Annotated in this window: 19 protein-coding genes; 11 read left to right on the top strand and 8 right to left on the bottom strand. The window is 74.0% G+C overall.

Annotated features, from left to right (window positions below):
• Positions 1 to 4 precede the first annotated feature (4 nt).
• Positions 5 to 769, top strand: a complete 765-nt coding sequence (locus ITJ48_RS03490) for a YqjF family protein (protein ID WP_194612413.1) — start codon at positions 5 to 7, stop codon at positions 767 to 769.
• A gap of 220 nt (positions 770 to 989) precedes the next feature.
• Complete coding sequence (locus tag ITJ48_RS03485; RefSeq protein ID WP_194612412.1) at positions 990 to 1,298, top strand: hypothetical protein; 309 nt, start codon at positions 990 to 992, stop codon at positions 1,296 to 1,298.
• Positions 1,299 to 1,563: 265 nt separating this feature from the next.
• Here ITJ48_RS03485 and ITJ48_RS03480 read toward each other — a convergent pair whose 3' ends face one another.
• Both ITJ48_RS03480 and ITJ48_RS03475 read right to left on the bottom strand, forming a co-directional pair.
• Positions 1,564 to 1,842 (bottom strand): hypothetical protein, encoded by a 279-nt coding sequence (locus tag ITJ48_RS03480; RefSeq protein ID WP_194612411.1) that lies wholly within the window; start codon positions 1,840 to 1,842, stop codon positions 1,564 to 1,566.
• A 64-nt stretch (positions 1,843 to 1,906) separates the two neighbouring features.
• Positions 1,907 to 2,458, bottom strand: coding sequence for a hypothetical protein (locus ITJ48_RS03475; protein ID WP_194612410.1), 552 nt, complete (start codon positions 2,456 to 2,458; stop codon positions 1,907 to 1,909).
• Between the two features lie 91 nt (positions 2,459 to 2,549).
• On the opposite strand from ITJ48_RS03475, the gene ITJ48_RS03470 reads away from it, so the two are divergent.
• Positions 2,550 to 3,113, top strand: a complete 564-nt coding sequence (locus ITJ48_RS03470; protein ID WP_194612409.1) for an SMI1/KNR4 family protein — start codon at positions 2,550 to 2,552, stop codon at positions 3,111 to 3,113.
• Between the two features lie 52 nt (positions 3,114 to 3,165).
• The gene (locus tag ITJ48_RS03465; protein WP_194612408.1) at positions 3,166 to 3,891 is read left to right on the top strand and encodes a 3-keto-5-aminohexanoate cleavage protein; all 726 of its coding nucleotides are present in this window, start codon (positions 3,166 to 3,168) and stop codon (positions 3,889 to 3,891) included.
• A gap of 82 nt (positions 3,892 to 3,973) precedes the next feature.
• On the opposite strand, the gene ITJ48_RS03460 is transcribed toward ITJ48_RS03465, so the two are convergent.
• Positions 3,974 to 4,273, bottom strand: a complete 300-nt coding sequence (locus ITJ48_RS03460) for a hypothetical protein (RefSeq protein WP_194612407.1) — start codon at positions 4,271 to 4,273, stop codon at positions 3,974 to 3,976.
• Between the two features lie 136 nt (positions 4,274 to 4,409).
• On the opposite strand from ITJ48_RS03460, the gene ITJ48_RS03455 reads away from it, so the two are divergent.
• From ITJ48_RS03455 to ITJ48_RS03435, 5 genes are all read left to right on the top strand, one after another.
• Positions 4,410 to 5,063, top strand: coding sequence for a phosphoribosyltransferase (locus tag ITJ48_RS03455; protein WP_194612406.1), 654 nt, complete (start codon positions 4,410 to 4,412; stop codon positions 5,061 to 5,063).
• Positions 5,060 to 5,803, top strand: coding sequence for a Type 1 glutamine amidotransferase-like domain-containing protein (locus ITJ48_RS03450; protein ID WP_370544759.1), 744 nt, complete (start codon positions 5,060 to 5,062; stop codon positions 5,801 to 5,803). Before ITJ48_RS03455 ends, ITJ48_RS03450 begins: the two co-directional genes overlap by 4 nt.
• Complete coding sequence (locus tag ITJ48_RS03445) at positions 5,800 to 6,486, top strand: uracil-DNA glycosylase (protein WP_194612405.1); 687 nt, start codon at positions 5,800 to 5,802, stop codon at positions 6,484 to 6,486. Before ITJ48_RS03450 ends, ITJ48_RS03445 begins: the two co-directional genes overlap by 4 nt.
• 136 nt (positions 6,487 to 6,622) lie before the next feature.
• On the top strand, positions 6,623 to 7,234 hold the full coding sequence (locus ITJ48_RS03440) for a GNAT family N-acetyltransferase (protein ID WP_194612404.1): 612 nt from the start codon (positions 6,623 to 6,625) through the stop codon (positions 7,232 to 7,234).
• A gap of 32 nt (positions 7,235 to 7,266) precedes the next feature.
• A complete protein-coding gene (locus tag ITJ48_RS03435) occupies positions 7,267 to 8,700 on the top strand; it encodes an amidase (protein WP_194612403.1) in 1,434 nt (477 codons plus the stop codon).
• 79 nt (positions 8,701 to 8,779) lie between these two features.
• On the opposite strand, the gene ITJ48_RS03430 is transcribed toward ITJ48_RS03435, so the two are convergent.
• The 5 genes from ITJ48_RS03430 to ITJ48_RS03410 are packed head-to-tail and all read right to left on the bottom strand — an operon-like array spanning position 8,780 to position 13,839.
• A complete protein-coding gene (locus tag ITJ48_RS03430) occupies positions 8,780 to 9,643 on the bottom strand; it encodes an ABC transporter ATP-binding protein (protein ID WP_370544758.1) in 864 nt (287 codons plus the stop codon).
• Positions 9,640 to 10,413 (bottom strand): ABC transporter ATP-binding protein, encoded by a 774-nt coding sequence (locus tag ITJ48_RS03425; protein WP_194612402.1) that lies wholly within the window; start codon positions 10,411 to 10,413, stop codon positions 9,640 to 9,642. The genes ITJ48_RS03430 and ITJ48_RS03425 overlap by 4 nt, the downstream gene beginning before the upstream one ends.
• Positions 10,410 to 11,363 (bottom strand): ABC transporter permease, encoded by a 954-nt coding sequence (locus tag ITJ48_RS03420; RefSeq protein WP_194612401.1) that lies wholly within the window; start codon positions 11,361 to 11,363, stop codon positions 10,410 to 10,412. Before ITJ48_RS03420 ends, ITJ48_RS03425 begins: the two co-directional genes overlap by 4 nt.
• Positions 11,360 to 12,313, bottom strand: a complete 954-nt coding sequence (locus tag ITJ48_RS03415) for an ABC transporter permease (protein WP_194612400.1) — start codon at positions 12,311 to 12,313, stop codon at positions 11,360 to 11,362. Before ITJ48_RS03415 ends, ITJ48_RS03420 begins: the two co-directional genes overlap by 4 nt.
• Positions 12,310 to 13,839 carry an ABC transporter substrate-binding protein gene (locus tag ITJ48_RS03410; RefSeq protein WP_194612399.1) on the bottom strand — a complete coding sequence of 510 codons (1,530 nt, stop codon included), beginning with the start codon at positions 13,837 to 13,839 and terminating at the stop codon, positions 12,310 to 12,312. Before ITJ48_RS03410 ends, ITJ48_RS03415 begins: the two co-directional genes overlap by 4 nt.
• 321 nt (positions 13,840 to 14,160) lie before the next feature.
• Here ITJ48_RS03410 and ITJ48_RS03405 point away from each other — a divergent pair, with 321 nt between their 5' ends.
• Together ITJ48_RS03405 and ITJ48_RS03400 are read left to right on the top strand one after the other, a co-directional pair.
• Complete coding sequence (locus ITJ48_RS03405; protein ID WP_194612398.1) at positions 14,161 to 14,610, top strand: SIP domain-containing protein; 450 nt, start codon at positions 14,161 to 14,163, stop codon at positions 14,608 to 14,610.
• 92 nt (positions 14,611 to 14,702) lie between these two features.
• On the top strand, positions 14,703 to 15,674 hold the full coding sequence (locus tag ITJ48_RS03400) for a siderophore-interacting protein (RefSeq protein ID WP_370544757.1): 972 nt from the start codon (positions 14,703 to 14,705) through the stop codon (positions 15,672 to 15,674).
• The last annotated feature ends 2 nt before the right edge of the window (positions 15,675 to 15,676 follow it).

Below are 15,676 nucleotides of genomic sequence, written 5' to 3'. Positions count from 1 at the left end.
CGTCATGACCGCCTCCCCGCGCGACGCCTCCCCGGTGTCCGCCACCGCGCCTCCTCTGCTCCGTCGCCCCTTCGTGCGTCAGCACTGGGGCGGCCTGGCGTTCGCGCACTGGCGGGTGGAGCCCGAGCGGGTCGCGCCCCTGCTGCCGCCCGGCACCCGGCCCGACGTGCACGGCGGGTCGACGTGGGTCGGGCTCATCCCGTTCCGCCTCTCGGGCAGCGCGTTCGGGCGGTTGCCCGCGGTGCCGTGGGCGGGCTCGTTCCTCGAGACGAACGTGCGGCTGTACTCCGTCGACGACCTCGGCCGCCGCGGCGTCGTGTTCCGCACCCTCGAGGCGCAGAAGCTGCTGCCGGTGCTCGGCGCACAGGCCGGCCTCGGCCTGCCCTACCGCTGGGCGTCGATGACCAGGCGAGAACGAGGAGGCGTCGTCGAGTACGCCTCCCGCCGCCACGGCCCCGGAGCCCGGCCGTCCAGCCGGCTCTCCGTCCGCCCGCTCGCCGACGAGGTGGTCGGCGACCCCCTCGCGGACTTCCTCACCGGCCGGTGGGGCATGCACGTGGCCCGCGGCGGACGCACCCGCTACTGGCCGAACGAGCACGCGGCGTGGACGCTGCGCCGCGCCGAGCTGGTCGACCTCGACGACGAGCTCGTCGCCGACTCGGGCCTGCCCGGGGTCACCGACCGCGCACCCGACTCGCTGCTCTGGTCGGACGGCGTCGACACGGTGTTCGCGCCTCCTGGCGGCCGGTGGGAGGCGCCCCGTGCCTGACCGAGGAAGCACGGCCGCGAGATGATCTTCGAGACGCGAGCCTAGGCAGAGGCCACGGACATGTCGCGGTGCGCCGCCGCAGTGACCTGGGGAGAGACGAGTTCAGATGCTCGAACGCATGCGGCCGGTGATCGGCCTGGTGGTGCTGACGGCATGTGTGCTCGTGTCGGGCTGCGCCGTCCACCGCGATGGTCCGGGGGACACGGACTGCGTTCCGCGGATGAGCGTCTCGTCTGATGAGGTCGTCCGAGGCAAGGTCGTGACGCTCGTCACGGCCGATGTCTGCCAGGTGGCGCTCCCGTCTGGTGGCTGGCGAGTGTCTGCGGGGCACGTGGGCGACGGGACGGCGGTCATCGTCGCCGACACTGACGAGGCACTCGACGGTTCGTTCGAGGTCTCCCTCGAGCTGCCGGCTGACTTCCCGACGGGCGACGCGTGGATCGGCATCGAGAACTGGGACTACTCGACGTGCGACGACGCCGGCAGCTGCGCTGGCCCCTCGACCACCTTCACGGTCCTCGCGGCCTAGCTGTCAGGGAGTCGACGATCGGGTGTTCTGGCTCGCAACCGCCCAGAGGGAGCGGCTGGTAGCCCGCAGCCCGCGGGATCGCCATGCGACGACGGCACCGATCGTCTCCAGTGCTGGTGACCCACGAGCACCCAGCCGAACAAAGCACCATCGTCCGCTGTGGCCGAGTAGACGAACGGGAGCGCGCCAGCGGCGAGCCTGAGCGCGATCGTCCCCAGGGGCAGACGTCGCCGAGGTCGGTCGCCAGTCGCGGCTCCCGCTCCGCTCACCTGGAGTCCTTCTCCCGTGGAGCTGTCGCTTCGTGCCCCGTCCTTCCGCGGACAGCCCGGCGATGTCGGCCTGCCCACCTCGCGAAGAGAACGGCACCGATGAGGAAGGCGACGACGCTTCCCACTAGGAGCGCCCAGCGCCAGGCAGCCGATCCATCGTCCTGGGCGAACTCGAAGAGCAGGATGATCGCGCTGACCGCGACGACGGCGTAGCCCATGCCCGCGAGGCCCTCCCACCAGAGCGGCTTGGCACCCACCGGGGTCCGGTCGTACATACCTGGACCCTAGGCGCAGTTCCGGAACCCCGCTGCTGTCCACCAGGCAGCGCGACCGAACCGATCAGGCGCGCTTGTACAGATCCCGGGCGATGCTGTGCAGCGATGCGTCGAGTGCTCTCCCCACGGTGTCGTCGGTCATGTGGCGCGCATCGACCGGCTCCATGACTGCCGGGTCTCGATCGGTGGCATGGCGAACAGCCGAGGAGACGATCGCGAGGTCGTCACCAGAGACGCGGAACCAGGCCTCGTGCTCTCGCGGTGCACCAGGACCATCGCCGTCCTCGCTCCAGGCGGGCCAGTCGATCCGTCGTGCCCGGACAGCCGACAGAGTCAGTGGGGTCAGCTCTCGCTCCCCGAAGATGCTTCGCCGAAGGAGGCGGAGGTCGTCGGCCCAGCGCAGCAGTTCGTCGACGCCCAGTGGCATGTGATCCGTGAACTCCCGGCGGTCCATGCTCGCGACGACGTCCCGCATCGACAGCTCGACCGTCAGCAGGTCCTGGTCCGACAAGAGGACGACGATCTCGCGGTCCTCGTCCAGTGGCGTTCCGGCTTGGTCATCGGCATCGTCGGCGAGCAGCATCACGAGGGCTTCATCGGGACTGAGGACGTGCATGCGCTCACCTTGGCACGCAGTCGGTCTCATGACCGGCCGGATGTCCGATCGCCGACCGGCTGTCGAACGAGGTCGCACCTATGCTGACCGCGTGTCTGCTGCCGACGTCGTCCAGCTCCTGCGAGAACGACGTGTCGTGCTCGAGAGGGGGCTCTCCGAGCGTGAACTGGCTCGGGCCGAACGCCGATACGGCGTGCGCTTCGCCCAGGACCATCGCGAGCTCCTGCGCTTGGCGCTCCCCGTCGGCGACGGCTGGTTGAATTGGCGGGCAAGAGCAGACGAGGGTGTCCGCAAGGCCGTCCGGTGGCCTCTCGAGGGCATCCTGTTCGATGTCGAGAACGAGGTCTTCTGGCCTGCGTCCTGGGGTGAGCGCCCCGACACCGTCGCGGTGCGCTCCGCGATCGTCGGGCATCACGTCAGCACGTGGCCTCAGCTCGTGCCCTTGTACTCCCACCGGTATCTGCCGGCAGCCCCGTTCGGGCCGGGTGCCCCCGTTCTCTCCGTCCACCAGACGGACGTCATCGTCTACGGCGCGAACCTGCTGGACTACGCGGCCCGCGAGTTCGGCACGACGCGGTCGCTCCCTGTGCCAGACCTCGTGACGGACGGGTTGTCACCGTGGTCGCTCCTGGCCGTCGGGGAGGACGTCCCCTAGGGCGGAGAGGCCCGGCGCGGCGACGCGTGCCGTCGAGGGGTAGACAAGGCGGGTGCCTCATCTCCAGGCGGCCCCGGCCGGTCCTCTCGCGAACACTGCAGTGCCCCGGACCCCCGACGAGATCGCGCGGGAGGCGGCCGCCTGCGTGGCCGCGGGCGCGACGCTCTTCCACCTGCACGCCTACGACGACGACGGTGAGGAGACCCTGGAGGCCTCGCACGTCGCGGCGGTGCTCCGTGCCGTCCGGCTGGCCTGCCCCGGGGTGCCGCTCAACATGACGAGCTTCGCCGAGATCGAGCCCGACCCGTCTCGACGGCTCTCGCTCGTCGCGGCCTGGACCGCCCTGCCCGACCTGGTCGCCGCCAACCAGGGCGAGGAAGGCATCGACGAGCTCAGCGCATCCCTCGTCGACCGTGGGGTCCAGGTCGAGGCCTGCCTGCTGTCGCTCGACGACGCGCACCGTTTCGCCCGCGCTCCCCGGTGGGACCGCTTCGCCCGGGTCGTGATCGAGCCCCTCCTCGACGACGAGGCGGCTGCGCTCGCCCTCGACGAGCAGATGGAGGCGGTCGTGACGGCCGCCGGGATCGGCCTCGAGCAGCTGCACCACGGCATCGGTCCCGCCACGTGGGCGGTGCTCCGCCGGGCTGCGGGGCGGGGTCACGGAGTGCGGGTCGGCCTGGAGGACGTCGACACCCTGCCGGACGGCACGGTCGCGACGTCGACCGTCGCGCTCGTCGCCGCCGCCCGCTCACTCGTCACGGAGGCGCGCAGCCGTTGACGCCTCCTCGGCCGCGCGGTTGGCCGTCGAGGGCGCCGGCGCCCTCGCGGACCGGCGTCGACGGTGGGCTGACGCGTCGTGGTCAGCCGACGTTGTTGTCGGGGTGCAGCGCCTCGAGATCGACGTCGTGGTCGATGATCGCCTGGACGGCCTCCGGGCTCGCGTCGAGCGCCGCCGAGAGGTCCGCGACGGGCACGTGAGCATCGACGGCGTCCTCCAGGGCGGAGACGGCGGCCGCGGCCGCGTCGTGGATGTCCTCGGCAGGGCTGGCGAGGAACGCCTCGACCTCCTCGCGTGCGGCATCGGCGAGGGACCCTTGCTCATCGGTGAGCGCTGCCGCAGTGAGGTCGACGGAGGGCAGTGAGGGGGTGGAGTCGCTCATGAGGCTGATCCTAGAGCTCACCGGCCCGCAGGCGACGTCGCACGACGCGGATCGGCTCGCCGGGGCGCCTCAGGCGCCCGAGTCCCGACGGGCGACGGGCGTCGCCGACTGCGCCACGGCCCGGTACGGTTGCGGGATGGTCTCCTCACCCGACGCCCCGTCCGACCTCGACCCCTCGTCGGCCGGAGGGGCCCCCGTCGCGGTGGAGGACGACGTGGCGGGCGACCCCGACGCCGCCGCTCCTGCCGCAGCCGCCGCCTCCTCTGCCTCTGCCTCTGCCTCCGGTCCCGCACCGTCGGGCGAGCGCGAGGTCCTCGGCTGGCTCGAGTTCGGCGAGGCCGCCCGGCACCTCGCCCGCGACGTCGTCGCGGCCGACTTCACGCCCGACGTGATCGTCGCCGTGGCCCGCGGCGGCCTCGTGCTCGCCGGCGCCATCTCGTACGCCCTCGACACGAAGATGTGCGGGTCGATCAACGTCGAGTTCTACACCGGCGTCGACGAGCGCCTGCCCGAGCCCGTCCTGCTGCCGCCGACGCTCGACGCCCCGGCGCTGGCGGGCAAGCGCGTGCTCGTCGTCGACGACGTCTCCGACTCGGGCCGCACCCTCGCCCTCGTCCGCGACCTGCTCGCCGAGGTCGCCTCCGAGGTGCGCACGGTGTGCCTCTACAGCAAGCCGCAGACCATCCTCGAGCCCGACTTCACCTGGAAGCGCACCTCCCGGTGGATCACCTTCCCCTGGAGCGCCCTGCCTCCCGTGACCCGCGACGCCGGACAGGGGGACGCCTCGTGAGCATCCACCTGGTGGGCGGCGGCTGGGCGCCCGACGAGCCCGGGCTCTACGACCTCTTCGTCGCCGAGGCGGCGGCCCGCGGCCGCGCGGTCGGGCGCGACGTCCCCCGTGTCGGCGTCCTCGTCGTCGTGGCCGACGACTCGCCCTCCGAGGAGTGGCGCACCGGGTTCCCCGCCCTCATCGCGTCCGGCGGCCGCTGCGAGGTCGTCACGACCGTCGTCGAGGCCGGCGACGTCTTCGACACCCGGGTGCTCAGCGACGTCGACGGCCTCGTCGTCGGCGGCGGGCTGACGCCGGCCTACCTCGAGGCGGTGGCTCCGCTGGTCGACCAGGTGCGCCTCCTCGTCAGCGACGGCCTGCCCTACGTCGGGTTCTCGGCCGGTGCCGCCATCGCGGCCGACCGCGCCCTGCTCGGCGGCTGGCTGATCGGCGACGTCCCCGTCTGCCCGCAGGACGCCGCGGAGGACCTCGACGAGGTCGAGCTCGGCGAGGGCCTCGGCCTCGTCGACCTCGCCGTCGACGTGCACGCCGCCCAGTGGGGCACGCTCACGCGCCTCGTCGCCGCGACCGAGGCCGGCATGGTCCGAGGAGGCGTCGCGATCGACGAGCACACCGCCCTCGTCGTCGGGGAGGGTGCGCTGACCGTGCTCGGCCGCGGCAGCGTCTGGCGCGTCGAGCCGCAGGTCGACGAGCAGGGCGACGTCGTCGGCGTGTCCGTCGGCTCGCTGGGCGCGGAGTGATCGCCCGCCCGCTCGCCGACCTGGTCCACCCGAGCTGGGCCGAGGCCCTCGCCCCCGTCGCGCCGCTCGTCGCCGACATGGGCGAGTACCTCCGCGCCGAGGTGCGCGCCGGTCGCGGCTACCTGCCCGCCGGCGAGGCCGTGCTCCGCGTCTTCACGACGCCGCTCGACGAGGTGAAGGTGCTCGTCGTCGGCCAGGACCCCTACCCGACTCCCGGCCACCCGATCGGGCTCTCGTTCGCCACCGCGCCCGACGTCCGGCCCGTGCCGCGCAGTCTCGCGAACATCTACCGCGAGCTGCACGACGACCTCGGCCACCCGCCCGTCGCGCACGGCGACCTCACCTCGTGGGAGCGCAACGGGGTCATGCTGCTCAACCGCGTGCTGACGGTGCGTCCCGGCGAGGCCGGCTCGCACCGCGGCAAGGGCTGGGAGCCCGTCACCCAGCGGGCCGTCGAGGTGCTCGCGGCCCGCGGCGGACCGCTCGTGGGCCTGCTCTGGGGGCGCGACGCGGCCTCGCTGGTGCCGATGCTCGGCGACGTGCCCACCGTGCAGTCCGCCCACCCGAGCCCGCTCTCGGCGTCGCGCGGCTTCTTCGGGTCGCGGCCGTTCAGCCGGGTCGACGAGCTGCTCGTCCAGCAGGGCGGCACGCCCGTCGACTGGCGCCTGCCCGAACAGCCCTGAGGCCGCCGGCGCGATCCAGGAACCCTCGGGCCCCGAGTCCTGCACCGTGCAGGGTCCAGGACTCGCGGTCCCCCCGTTGCGCGACGCAGGACGGATCTTCCTGAATGAGGAGGCGGTGGCGTGCCAGAGTGGGGACGTGCTCGAGGAGGAATACCAGCAAAGGCGGCAGCTGCCCCGGCGACTCCGTCCTGCGCCGACGCCCGAGCCCGAGTTCTCGTTCGAGATCAGGCCGCTCGAGCCCGCCGACCTGCCGTACGTCCGCGAGATCCACTCCCACTACGTCGCGAACTCGAGCGTGACGTTCGACGAGAAGGCCACGACCCTGGCCGAGTGGCGGCGCAAGGCGGCCGTCGGCCAGAAGCTCGGCATGCCGTTCCTCGTGGCGGTCAGCCCGGCCGGCGAGGTGCTCGGCTACGCGCACGCGACGCCGTGGGGCGGCAAGGCCGCGTACCGGTACACGGTCGAGACGTCGATCTTCCTCCGGGCGGCGGCGACCGGTCGGGGGCTCGGTCGAGCCCTGCTGGAGGCGCTGGTCGAGGCCTGCAGGGAGGCCGGCATCCGCGAGATGATCGCGGTCATCGCCGACGCCAAGGCCGACGCCTCGATCGCCCTGCACGCGCGGCTCGGCTTCGTCGAGGTGGGCCGGATGGGCCGGGTCGGCTTCAAGTTCGGCCGCTGGCTCGGCACGGTCACGATGCAGAAGTCGCTGAAGAAGCGTCGCCGTCGCGACGTCGCACCGCGCGCCTGACGGCCGTGCGCCCTGCGCCTAGGCTCGGGGACGTGTTCGAACTCCACCACCTCAGCGCCCAGGAGCAGTGGGACTGGCTCCGCCGCGGCGAGGTCACGCCCCGTGAGCTGACCGACCACTACCTGGCGCGGATCGACCGGCTCGACCCCGGCGACGACGGCGTCGGTGCGTTCGTGGCGGTCGGGGCCGACGCCGCGCGCGACCGGGCCGACGAGCTCGGGCGCGCCGGCCGCAGCACCGCCCCGCTGTGGGGCCTGCCCCTGGCCGACAAGGACCTCACCGACCGCGCCGGCCTGCCGACCGGTCTCGGCTCGCGGCTCTCCCGCGGGCGCGTCGCCGAGCAGGACTCGGAGATCTCCGCGGTGCTGGGCGAGGCGGGCGCGGTCAGCCTCGGCAAGACCGCGACGCCCGAGTTCGGCCTCACCGGCTACACGGAGCCCGTCGTCGGTCCCGTCACGCGCAACCCCTGGCGGCGCGACCTCGGCGCGGGCGGCTCCAGCGGGGGAGCGGCGGCTGCGGTGGCCGCCGGGCTGCTGCCGTTCGCTCCCGGATCGGACGGCGGGGGCTCGATCCGGATCCCCGCGGCCATGACCGGGCTCGTCGGCCTCAAGCCCTCGCGCGGCCGGGTGCCGGCGCAGTCGGGCATCACGAGCCTCGGCGGCCTCGCCGTCGGCGGCCCGATCGCCCGCACCGTCGCCGACGCCGCGATGCTGCTCGACGCCATGGTCTCGCCCGACGGCCGGGCGCCGCGCGACCACTTCGCCCTGCGGGCGCCCGGCTCGCCCGACGGGGCGTGGCTCGGGACCGCCGTCCGCGGCGAGGGACGCTTCCAGCTCGGGGTGCTGACGGCCAGCCCGTGGGACGACGCGTACGACGTCCGGGTCGACCCGCGCCTCCTCGGGGTGCTGCGCGACACCGCCGACCAGCTCGACGCGCTGGGGCACGGTGTGGAGGACGCGACCCTGCCCGGCTCCGGATACCCCGCCCTGTTCCGGACGATCTGGCAGGCCGGCGCGGCGGGCATCCCGGCCGAGACCGACGACGACTTCGCCCTGCTCGAGCCGATGACGGCGTGGCTCGTCCGCCGGGGCCGCGAGCTCCGCGCCCGCGAGCTGGGAGCTGCACTGGCCGGCCTCAGCGCCTTCGAGCAGAGCGTCATCGCGGCCTTCGACCGCTTCGACGCCGTGCTGACGCCGTCGCTCGCCCTGCTGCCGCCGGCCCTCGGCTGGCACGACGCCGACGACCCCGAGCGGGCCTTCGAGCAGCAGTGCCTCGTGTCGCCGTTCACCTCGTTCGTCAACGTCGCGGGCCTACCGGCGATCACTCTGCCGGTGGCCGAGGTCGACGGGCTGCCCGCCGGCGTCCAGCTGATCGGCCGGCCGGGCCGCGAGGACGTGCTGCTCGCGATCGGCGCGCAGCTCGAGCGGCGCCTGCGCTGGCACCGGCGGCACCCCGACTGCTGGTGAGGGGCGCGACCGAGAACCCACTGATTAAGAGTCAGTTGCTTCGCCAGCAAGCGTCTCGGTGAAGGCTCTGTCCCTCCAGTCAGGACCTGTCGAGCGTCGGCACCGACGCGATGAGCCGCTTCGTGTAGTCGTGCTGCGGCTGCCCCAGCACGTCGGCGGTGGCGCCCTGCTCGACGATGCGCCCGCCCTGCAGCACGGCCACCCGGTCGCTGAGGTGCTGCACGAGCCCCACGTCGTGGGAGACGATCAGCAGCGACAGCCCGAGGTCGTCCCGCAGCTCGGCCAGCAGGCCGAGGATCTGCGCGCGCACGGTCACGTCGAGCGCGCTCATCGGCTCGTCGCCGACCAGCAGGTCGGGGCCGTGCACGACGGCACGGGCCAGGGCGACGCGCTGGCGCTGGCCGCCGCTCAGCTCGTGCGGCCAGAGGTCGACGCCCCGGGGATCGAGTCCGACACGGTCGAGCACCTCGGCGACCATGCGCTCGTGGTTGCCCGGCACGTGCAGCAGGCGCAGCGGCTCGGCCACGACGTCGCCGATCCGCATGCGGGGGTCGAGCGAGCTGTACGGGTCCTGCAGCACGACGCCCGTGCGGCGGCGCAGCCAGCGGAGGCGCGACGCACGGTCGGGTCGCACCTCGCGTCCGTCGAACGTCACGGTTCCGGCGGTCGGCCGGTCCAGCGCGAGCAGGATGCGCACCAGGGTCGACTTGCCCGACCCGGACTCGCCGATCAGGGCCACGCTCTCGCCCCGCCCGACGTCGAGGTCGGCCTCGACGAGGGCGTGCCGCACCGGCCCCGGCTGGAACGGCGACCGGCGGGGGAGCGTGAAGGTGCGCGAGAGCCCGCGGCCGCTGAGCAGCGGCCCGGCACCCGCGCCGCCGGCGTCGTGCCGTGCGTCCGTCGCGGCGCCTCCGTCGACGTCCTGTGCGTGCGAGTCGGTCACGGTGCCCTCCAGGTCGTCGCCCGCGTGGCCTCGACGAGGCCGCGCGTCACGGGGTGGGCAGGCGAGCCGAGGAGGCGCGCGACCGGCCCGCTCTCGACCACGCGTCCCCGGGACAGCACCGCCGCCTCCTCGGCGACCTGCGCCAGCACCGCGAGGTCGTGGGTCACGAACAGGAGCGAGGCCCCGCGCTCGTCGACCAGCCGGCGGAACAGCGCGAGCACCTCGGCCTGGGTCGTCACGTCGAGCGCGGTCGTCGGCTCGTCCGCGAGCAGCACGGCCGGGCGGGCGATGAGCGCCGTCGCGATGACGGCGCGTTGCCGCTGGCCGCCCGACAGCTGGTGCGGCCACGAGTCGGCGACCGACTCGTCGAGCCCGACCTCGCCCAGGGCCTCGACGGCCCGGCGGCGCGCATCGGCCCGCGAGACGCGGCCGTGCAGGCGCAGCGGCTCGGCCACCTGACGCCCGATGGTCATGACGGGGTCGAGGGCCGTGCGCGGGTCCTGGAACACGGCCGCGATCGTCGCTCCCCGCAGCGGGGCGAGCTGCCGGTCGGAGAGGCCGACGAGCTCGCGGCCGTCGAGGCGGATGCTGCCCGTCACGACGGCCTGCGGCGGCAGCAGGCCGAGGACGGCGAGCGTCGTCAACGACTTGCCCGAGCCGGACTCGCCGATCAGGCCGAGGCGGGCGCCGTCGGCCAGGTGCAGCGAGACGCCGTCGACGACGCGTCGCCCGTCGATCGTCACGGTCAGGTCGTCGACGTCGAGGCTCACGAGGTCACTCCGGGGGAGGCGGCGGGGGAGTCGGCAGGGTCGGGCGCGGCCCCGGGCGCGGCCCCGGGCGAGGCCGGGGTGACGGGGTCCACGGGCAGGGCGGCACGGCGCCCGCCCCCGCGGAGGCGGGGGTCGGCGGCGTCGCGCACCGCGTCGCCCAGCAGGTTCAGCGCCAGCACGGTCAGCGTGATGGCGAGCCCGGGCCAGACGATCGTCCACGGGTGCACGCCGAGGAACTTCTGCAGGTCCGCGAGGAGGCGCCCCCACGAGGCTGTCTCGGCCGACGCCCCGTAGCCGAGGAACGACAGCCCCGCCTCCGCGAGGATCGACGTCGCCATCGCGAGCGACAGCTGCACGACGAACACCGGCGCGATGTTCGGCAGCACGTGCCGCAGCAGCACCGTCGCGGTCCCGGCGCCCGAGGCGCGGGCGGCGGTGACGTAGTCCTCCCGGGCGACCCGGCGGATCTCGCTGCGGGAGACGCGGGCGATCGTCACCCCGTAGCCGAGGCCGGCGGCGACCACGACGACCCCGAGGGACCCGCCGAACGCCGCGGCGAGGGCCATCGCGACGAGGATGGTCGGGAACGCCACGAGCACGTCGATGAGCACGGCGACCGACTCGCGCACGATCCGGGCGGTCAGCGAGCCGAGGGCGGCGAGGCCGAGCCCGACGACGAGCGCGAGGAGGCCGGCGGAGACGGCGACGACCACGGTGGTGCCGCTCGCCGACATCACGTAGCTGGCGATGTCGCGGCCGACGGCGTCGGTGCCGAACAGGTGCGCGCCCGACGGGGGCAGCCAGGCCGAGTAGGGATCCGTGCGGAACGGGTCGGCCGGGGTCCAGAAGCGGCTGACCGCCGCGGCGAGGGCGACGAGGGCCAGCCAGGCGACGGCCGCCGCGCCCTGGGGTCGGCGCAGCAGGGCGCGCACGAACGAGCCGCGCCTCATCGCTCGACCTCGCGCAGCCGGGGGTCGAGCCGTCGGTGCGCGACGTCGACGAGCAGCCCGACGAACAGGACGATCGCGGTGAGCGTCATCAGCTCGCCCTGGACCTTGGTCAGGTCGCGGCGGCCGACGTCGGTGACGAGCATCCGGCCGAGGCCGGGCAGCGTGAACAGCTGCTCGACGACGACGGCGCCCACCACGAGCCCGACGACCTGCAGGCCGAGCACGCTGACGACGCTGAGCATCACGTTCGGCAGGCCGTGCCTCAGGAGCGCGCGGTCGAGCGTCATGCCCTTGGCCGCGGCGGCGCGGACGTAGTCCTGGTCGAGCGCGCCGATGGCGGCCGACCGGGTGAAGCGCAGCAGCACCGCACCCTCGATGATCCCGATCGTGAGGGCAGGCAGAACGAGCGAGCGGAGCGCCCGCCCGGGGTCCTGCCAGCCGTCGAGGGGCCAGCCCTGGGTGGGCAGCCAGCCGAGCGTGACGGCGAAGAGGGCGATGAGGAGCATGCCGAGCCACACGGCCGGCACCGCGGCGAGCAGCTGCGAGCCGACGCCGACGACGAGGCCGGCCGGTCGGCGGTGCCGGGCGGCCGCCCAGACGCCGGCGGGCACGCCGATCAGGAGCCCGAAGACCAGCGAGAGCCCCGCCAGCGGCAGGGTCACGCCGAGCTTCTCGGCGATCTCGCCGGCGACGGGGCTGCCCGTCACGAGCGACTCGCCGAGGTCGAGGCGCAGCAGCCCGGCGGCCCAGTCGAGGTACTGCGCGACGATCGGCCGGTCGAGGCCGAGCTGCTCGCGCAACGCGGCGACCTGGGCGGGCGAGCCCGTCGTGCCCGCGATCGCCTGCGCCACGTCGCCCGGCAGGAGGCGGAGCGTCGCGAAGATCAGCACGCTCGCGACCACGAGCCCCAGGGCGAAGAGGGCCGTGCGTCCGAGCAGGAAGCGGGTCACTCCGAGACGGCCAGCGCGGACAGGTCGAGGCGGGTGCTGGTGGACGACGTCGGGAAGCCCGTCACGCCGTCGCGCACGGCCGTCAGCGTCGTGGCGGTGTACAGCCACTCGGCCGGGGCGTCCTCCGACACGATCCGGGCGGCCTCGGCGAGCTTCGAGGCGGCGACCTCGGGGTCGGTCGCGGCCAGCGACTCGGCGTACAGCTGCTGGACGGGAGCCGAGTCGTAGCCCCAGTAGTAGGTCGGGTCGGCCCAGTTCGAGAAGTCGTGGGTCTCGGCGTGGTTCACCATGCTCAGCTGGAAGTCGCGCGTGCCGCCGTCGGCGGGCGGCGCGAGCACGTCGTTCAGCCAGGTCGTGAAGTCGACCTGCTGCACCGTCAGCGTGACGCCGACGTCGGCGAGCTGGGTGGTGAGCACGTCGCCGATGGCGGCGGGGTAGAAGTTCGCGTACTCGAGCGTGAGGTCGAGGTCGTCGGCGTGGCCCGCCTCCGCCAGGAGCTGCTTCGCCTGGTCGGGGTCGTAGGCGTCGACGTCGGTCAGGTCCTCGTAGCCGGGGTCGAGCTCGGGGATCGGTCCGCCCTGGTCGACGGCCGAGCCGCCGACGGCCGCGATCAGCGCGTCGTTGTCGACGGCCATCCGGATCGCCTGGCGCACCCGCGGGTCGGTGAAGGGGGCGACCGCGTTGTTGAAGGCGAGGGTGTACTTGTCGGTCGTCTGGCCCTTCTCGACCGTGATGCCGTCGACGCCGTCGAACTGGGAGGCGAGGGTCGCGTCGACCGCCGTCTGCACATCCAGGTCGCCCGAGAGGGTCGCGTTGATCGCGGCCGAGCCGTCCGTCACGTAGCGGAACACGACCCCGGCGACCCCGGCGACGCCGGCCGCCTCGCCCCAGTAGTCGGCGTTCCGCTCGAGGCGCAGGCTGTCGCCCTGGGTCCACGAGGCGAGCGTGAAGGGCCCGGTGCCGTTGGCGGTGGTCGAGAGGTCGTTGGTGGCCGCCTGCTCGAGGACGAGCCCGGCGCGGCCGGTCAGCGCGAACAGCAGGGCCGAGTCGGGCTGCGACAGCGTGAGCACGACGGTGTCGTCGGCGGGGGAGCTGATGTCGGCGACCGAGGCGAGGTCGGCGTGGCCCGCCAGCGACTCGTCGTCGGCGACCTGCTGCAGCGACCACACGACGTCGGCCGCGGTCATCGCGGCGCCGTCGTGGAACGTCACGCCGTCCTGCAGCGTGAACGTGTAGGTCAGGCCGTCCGCGCTGATCGTGTGCTCGCTGGCCAGCACGTCGACGATCTCGTTGTCCTGCGTGCGGCCGACGAGGCCCTGGTAGACGTTGTCGATCAGCACCTGGTCGAGGGCGATGCCCGAGGTGGTGCGGACGTCGAGGTCGGAGGGCTCGAGCACGAGGCCCACGGTGACCGTCGCGTCGGCCCCGCCGCGCGGGGCGTCGGAGCCGCCCGCGGTGCACCCGGCGAGCAGGGCGAGGGAGGCGGCGGCGGCGACCACGGGGACGAGGAGGCGGGAGGGGCGCATGACGGTGGAGGTGCCTTTCGGGAGCGGTTCGGGTCGGCGTGCACCGTCGCTCGTGGCGACCTGCACGCTCCGGTCGAAGGAGGACCGTCGTCGCTTGTGGACGTCGGACCACGGCTGGCACGTCGTCGCTGCCGGACTGACGCGCCGCCCCTCGCCCCCAGGTCGCTGCCGGACCCGTGGACGTCAGAGAATCTACTACACGGGGGTCGGCCCGGCACCGGGCCGCGCGTGCGCCCGTGCGCGGGCGGTGCCTGTGCACCTGCCGCGAGCGCAGGCCGCCGAGTGGCGGATGAGGCAAGCCTCACCTACATTGGGCGGGACATGATCCTCGACTTCGCCGACCCGCCCCTCCCGTACGACGCGATCCGCGTCCTCTTCGCGGGCGACGCCTCCTCGGTCCCCACCCTGCGCGCCATGCTCGCGGCCCTGCCGATCTGCGCTCGGGGCCAGGTGTTCGTCGAGGTCGACACCGCGGCCCAGATCGAGGAGCTGCCGTCGCCCGGCCGCGTCACGGTCACCTGGCTCGCCCGCGACCGTCGTTCGGGCGCGCCCGGCAGCGGGCTCTCCTGCGCGTCCGGCGAGGCGGTCGAGCGGGCCGTGCGCGCGTGGCTCGCCGAGATGTACGTCGACGCCGAAGCGCTGGCCGAGGCCGAGCACCTCATCTGGCTCGGGGGCCCCGAGGGCTTCGCGTGGGACCTGCGCCGCGACCTGCACGACATGGTCTCGCCGCACCGGGGCGTGACCTCCGACCGGGGCGCGACCGCCGTCTGAGCGCGCGCCTCCCCGGCTCGTGGTCGACACCTGTCGTTCGACGTCGAGACGGCTCCCGTCGACTTAGGTAAGGCATGCCTTAGGCTCGACCCGTGACGATCACGACAGAGGCCCCGCCCGAGGCCCGCCCGAAGCCCGCCCACCGCCCGTACCGGGTGCGCGTCGCGGCCCTGCAGGCCCTGAGCCCGCACTTCGTCCGCGTGACCTTCACCGGCGACGACCTCGCCGACTTCGGCGTCGACGGCCTCGACCAGCGGATCAAGCTGGTGCTGCCCCTCGAGGCCACCGGCTACGACACGTTCCCCACCGACGACTGGTGGCCCTCCTGGCGGGCGCTGCCGGCGCACGAGCAGAACGCCTTCCGCACCTACACGGCGCGCGCCGTCCGGCCGCAGCTCCGCGAGGTCGACGTCGACTTCGTCAGCCACGGCGACCAGGGAGCCGCGGCCTCCTGGCTCGCCCGCACCCGCGTCGGCGACGAGGCGATGCTGATCGGTCCCGACGCGACGAGCGGGGTCACCGGCAGCGGCGTCGAGTGGGCGCCCGGTCACGCCTCCACCGTGATGATCGCCGGCGACGAGACCGCCGTGCCCGCCATCTCGTCCATCGTCGAGTCGCTGCCGGCCGACGCCCGGGGGTGCGTGTTCCTCGAGGTGCCGACCGCCGACGACGTGCTGCCGCTGGTGGCACCGCCCGGCGTGACCGTGCACTGGCTGCCGCGGGTCGGAAGCGGGTCGACGGCTGCCGACGCCGCAGCGGACGCTCCCGCCGCCTACGGTGCTCCGCTGCAGACCGCCGTCCGAGCCTGGACGGCCCGCTACGTGACCGCGTGGCACCGCGGCGTCGACCTGGAGGAGGTCGACATCGAGCACGACATCCTCTGGGACGTCCCCCAGGGCGAGGCGCCGCACGGCGCCGCCCTGCAGGGCGAGCTCTACGCCTGGCTCGCAGGCGAGGCCGGCGCGATCAAGGCGCTGCGACGGTTCCTCGTGAGCGAGGTCGGCGTCGACCGCCGCCAGGTCGCCTTCATGGGCTACTGGCGGCTGGGCCGCGCCGAGATGTGACC

The sequence above is a fragment of the Frigoribacterium sp. VKM Ac-2530 genome (genome assembly GCF_015350835.1).
In the GTDB taxonomy this organism is placed as follows: domain Bacteria; phylum Actinomycetota; class Actinomycetes; order Actinomycetales; family Microbacteriaceae; genus Frigoribacterium.
Note: the sequence above shows the minus strand (reverse complement) of the source record. Positions and strands in the feature narration are given on the sequence as shown.

Excerpts from the sequence above, each read along its gene's own strand:
- ITJ48_RS03490 (WP_194612413.1), top strand. The coding sequence starts at position 5 with ATGACCGCCTCCCCGCGCGACGCCTCCCCGGTGTCCGCCACCGCGCCT.
- ITJ48_RS03485 (WP_194612412.1), top strand. The coding sequence starts at position 990 with ATGAGCGTCTCGTCTGATGAGGTCGTCCGAGGCAAGGTCGTGACGCTC.
- ITJ48_RS03480 (WP_194612411.1), bottom strand. The coding sequence starts at position 1,842 with ATGTACGACCGGACCCCGGTGGGTGCCAAGCCGCTCTGGTGGGAGGGC.
- ITJ48_RS03475 (WP_194612410.1), bottom strand. The coding sequence starts at position 2,458 with ATGCACGTCCTCAGTCCCGATGAAGCCCTCGTGATGCTGCTCGCCGAC.
- ITJ48_RS03460 (WP_194612407.1), bottom strand. The coding sequence starts at position 4,273 with ATGAGCGACTCCACCCCCTCACTGCCCTCCGTCGACCTCACTGCGGCA.
- ITJ48_RS03455 (WP_194612406.1), top strand. The coding sequence starts at position 4,410 with ATGGTCTCCTCACCCGACGCCCCGTCCGACCTCGACCCCTCGTCGGCC.
- ITJ48_RS03420 (WP_194612401.1), bottom strand. The coding sequence starts at position 11,363 with ATGAGGCGCGGCTCGTTCGTGCGCGCCCTGCTGCGCCGACCCCAGGGC.
- ITJ48_RS03410 (WP_194612399.1), bottom strand. The coding sequence starts at position 13,839 with ATGCGCCCCTCCCGCCTCCTCGTCCCCGTGGTCGCCGCCGCCGCCTCC.
- ITJ48_RS03405 (WP_194612398.1), top strand. The coding sequence starts at position 14,161 with ATGATCCTCGACTTCGCCGACCCGCCCCTCCCGTACGACGCGATCCGC.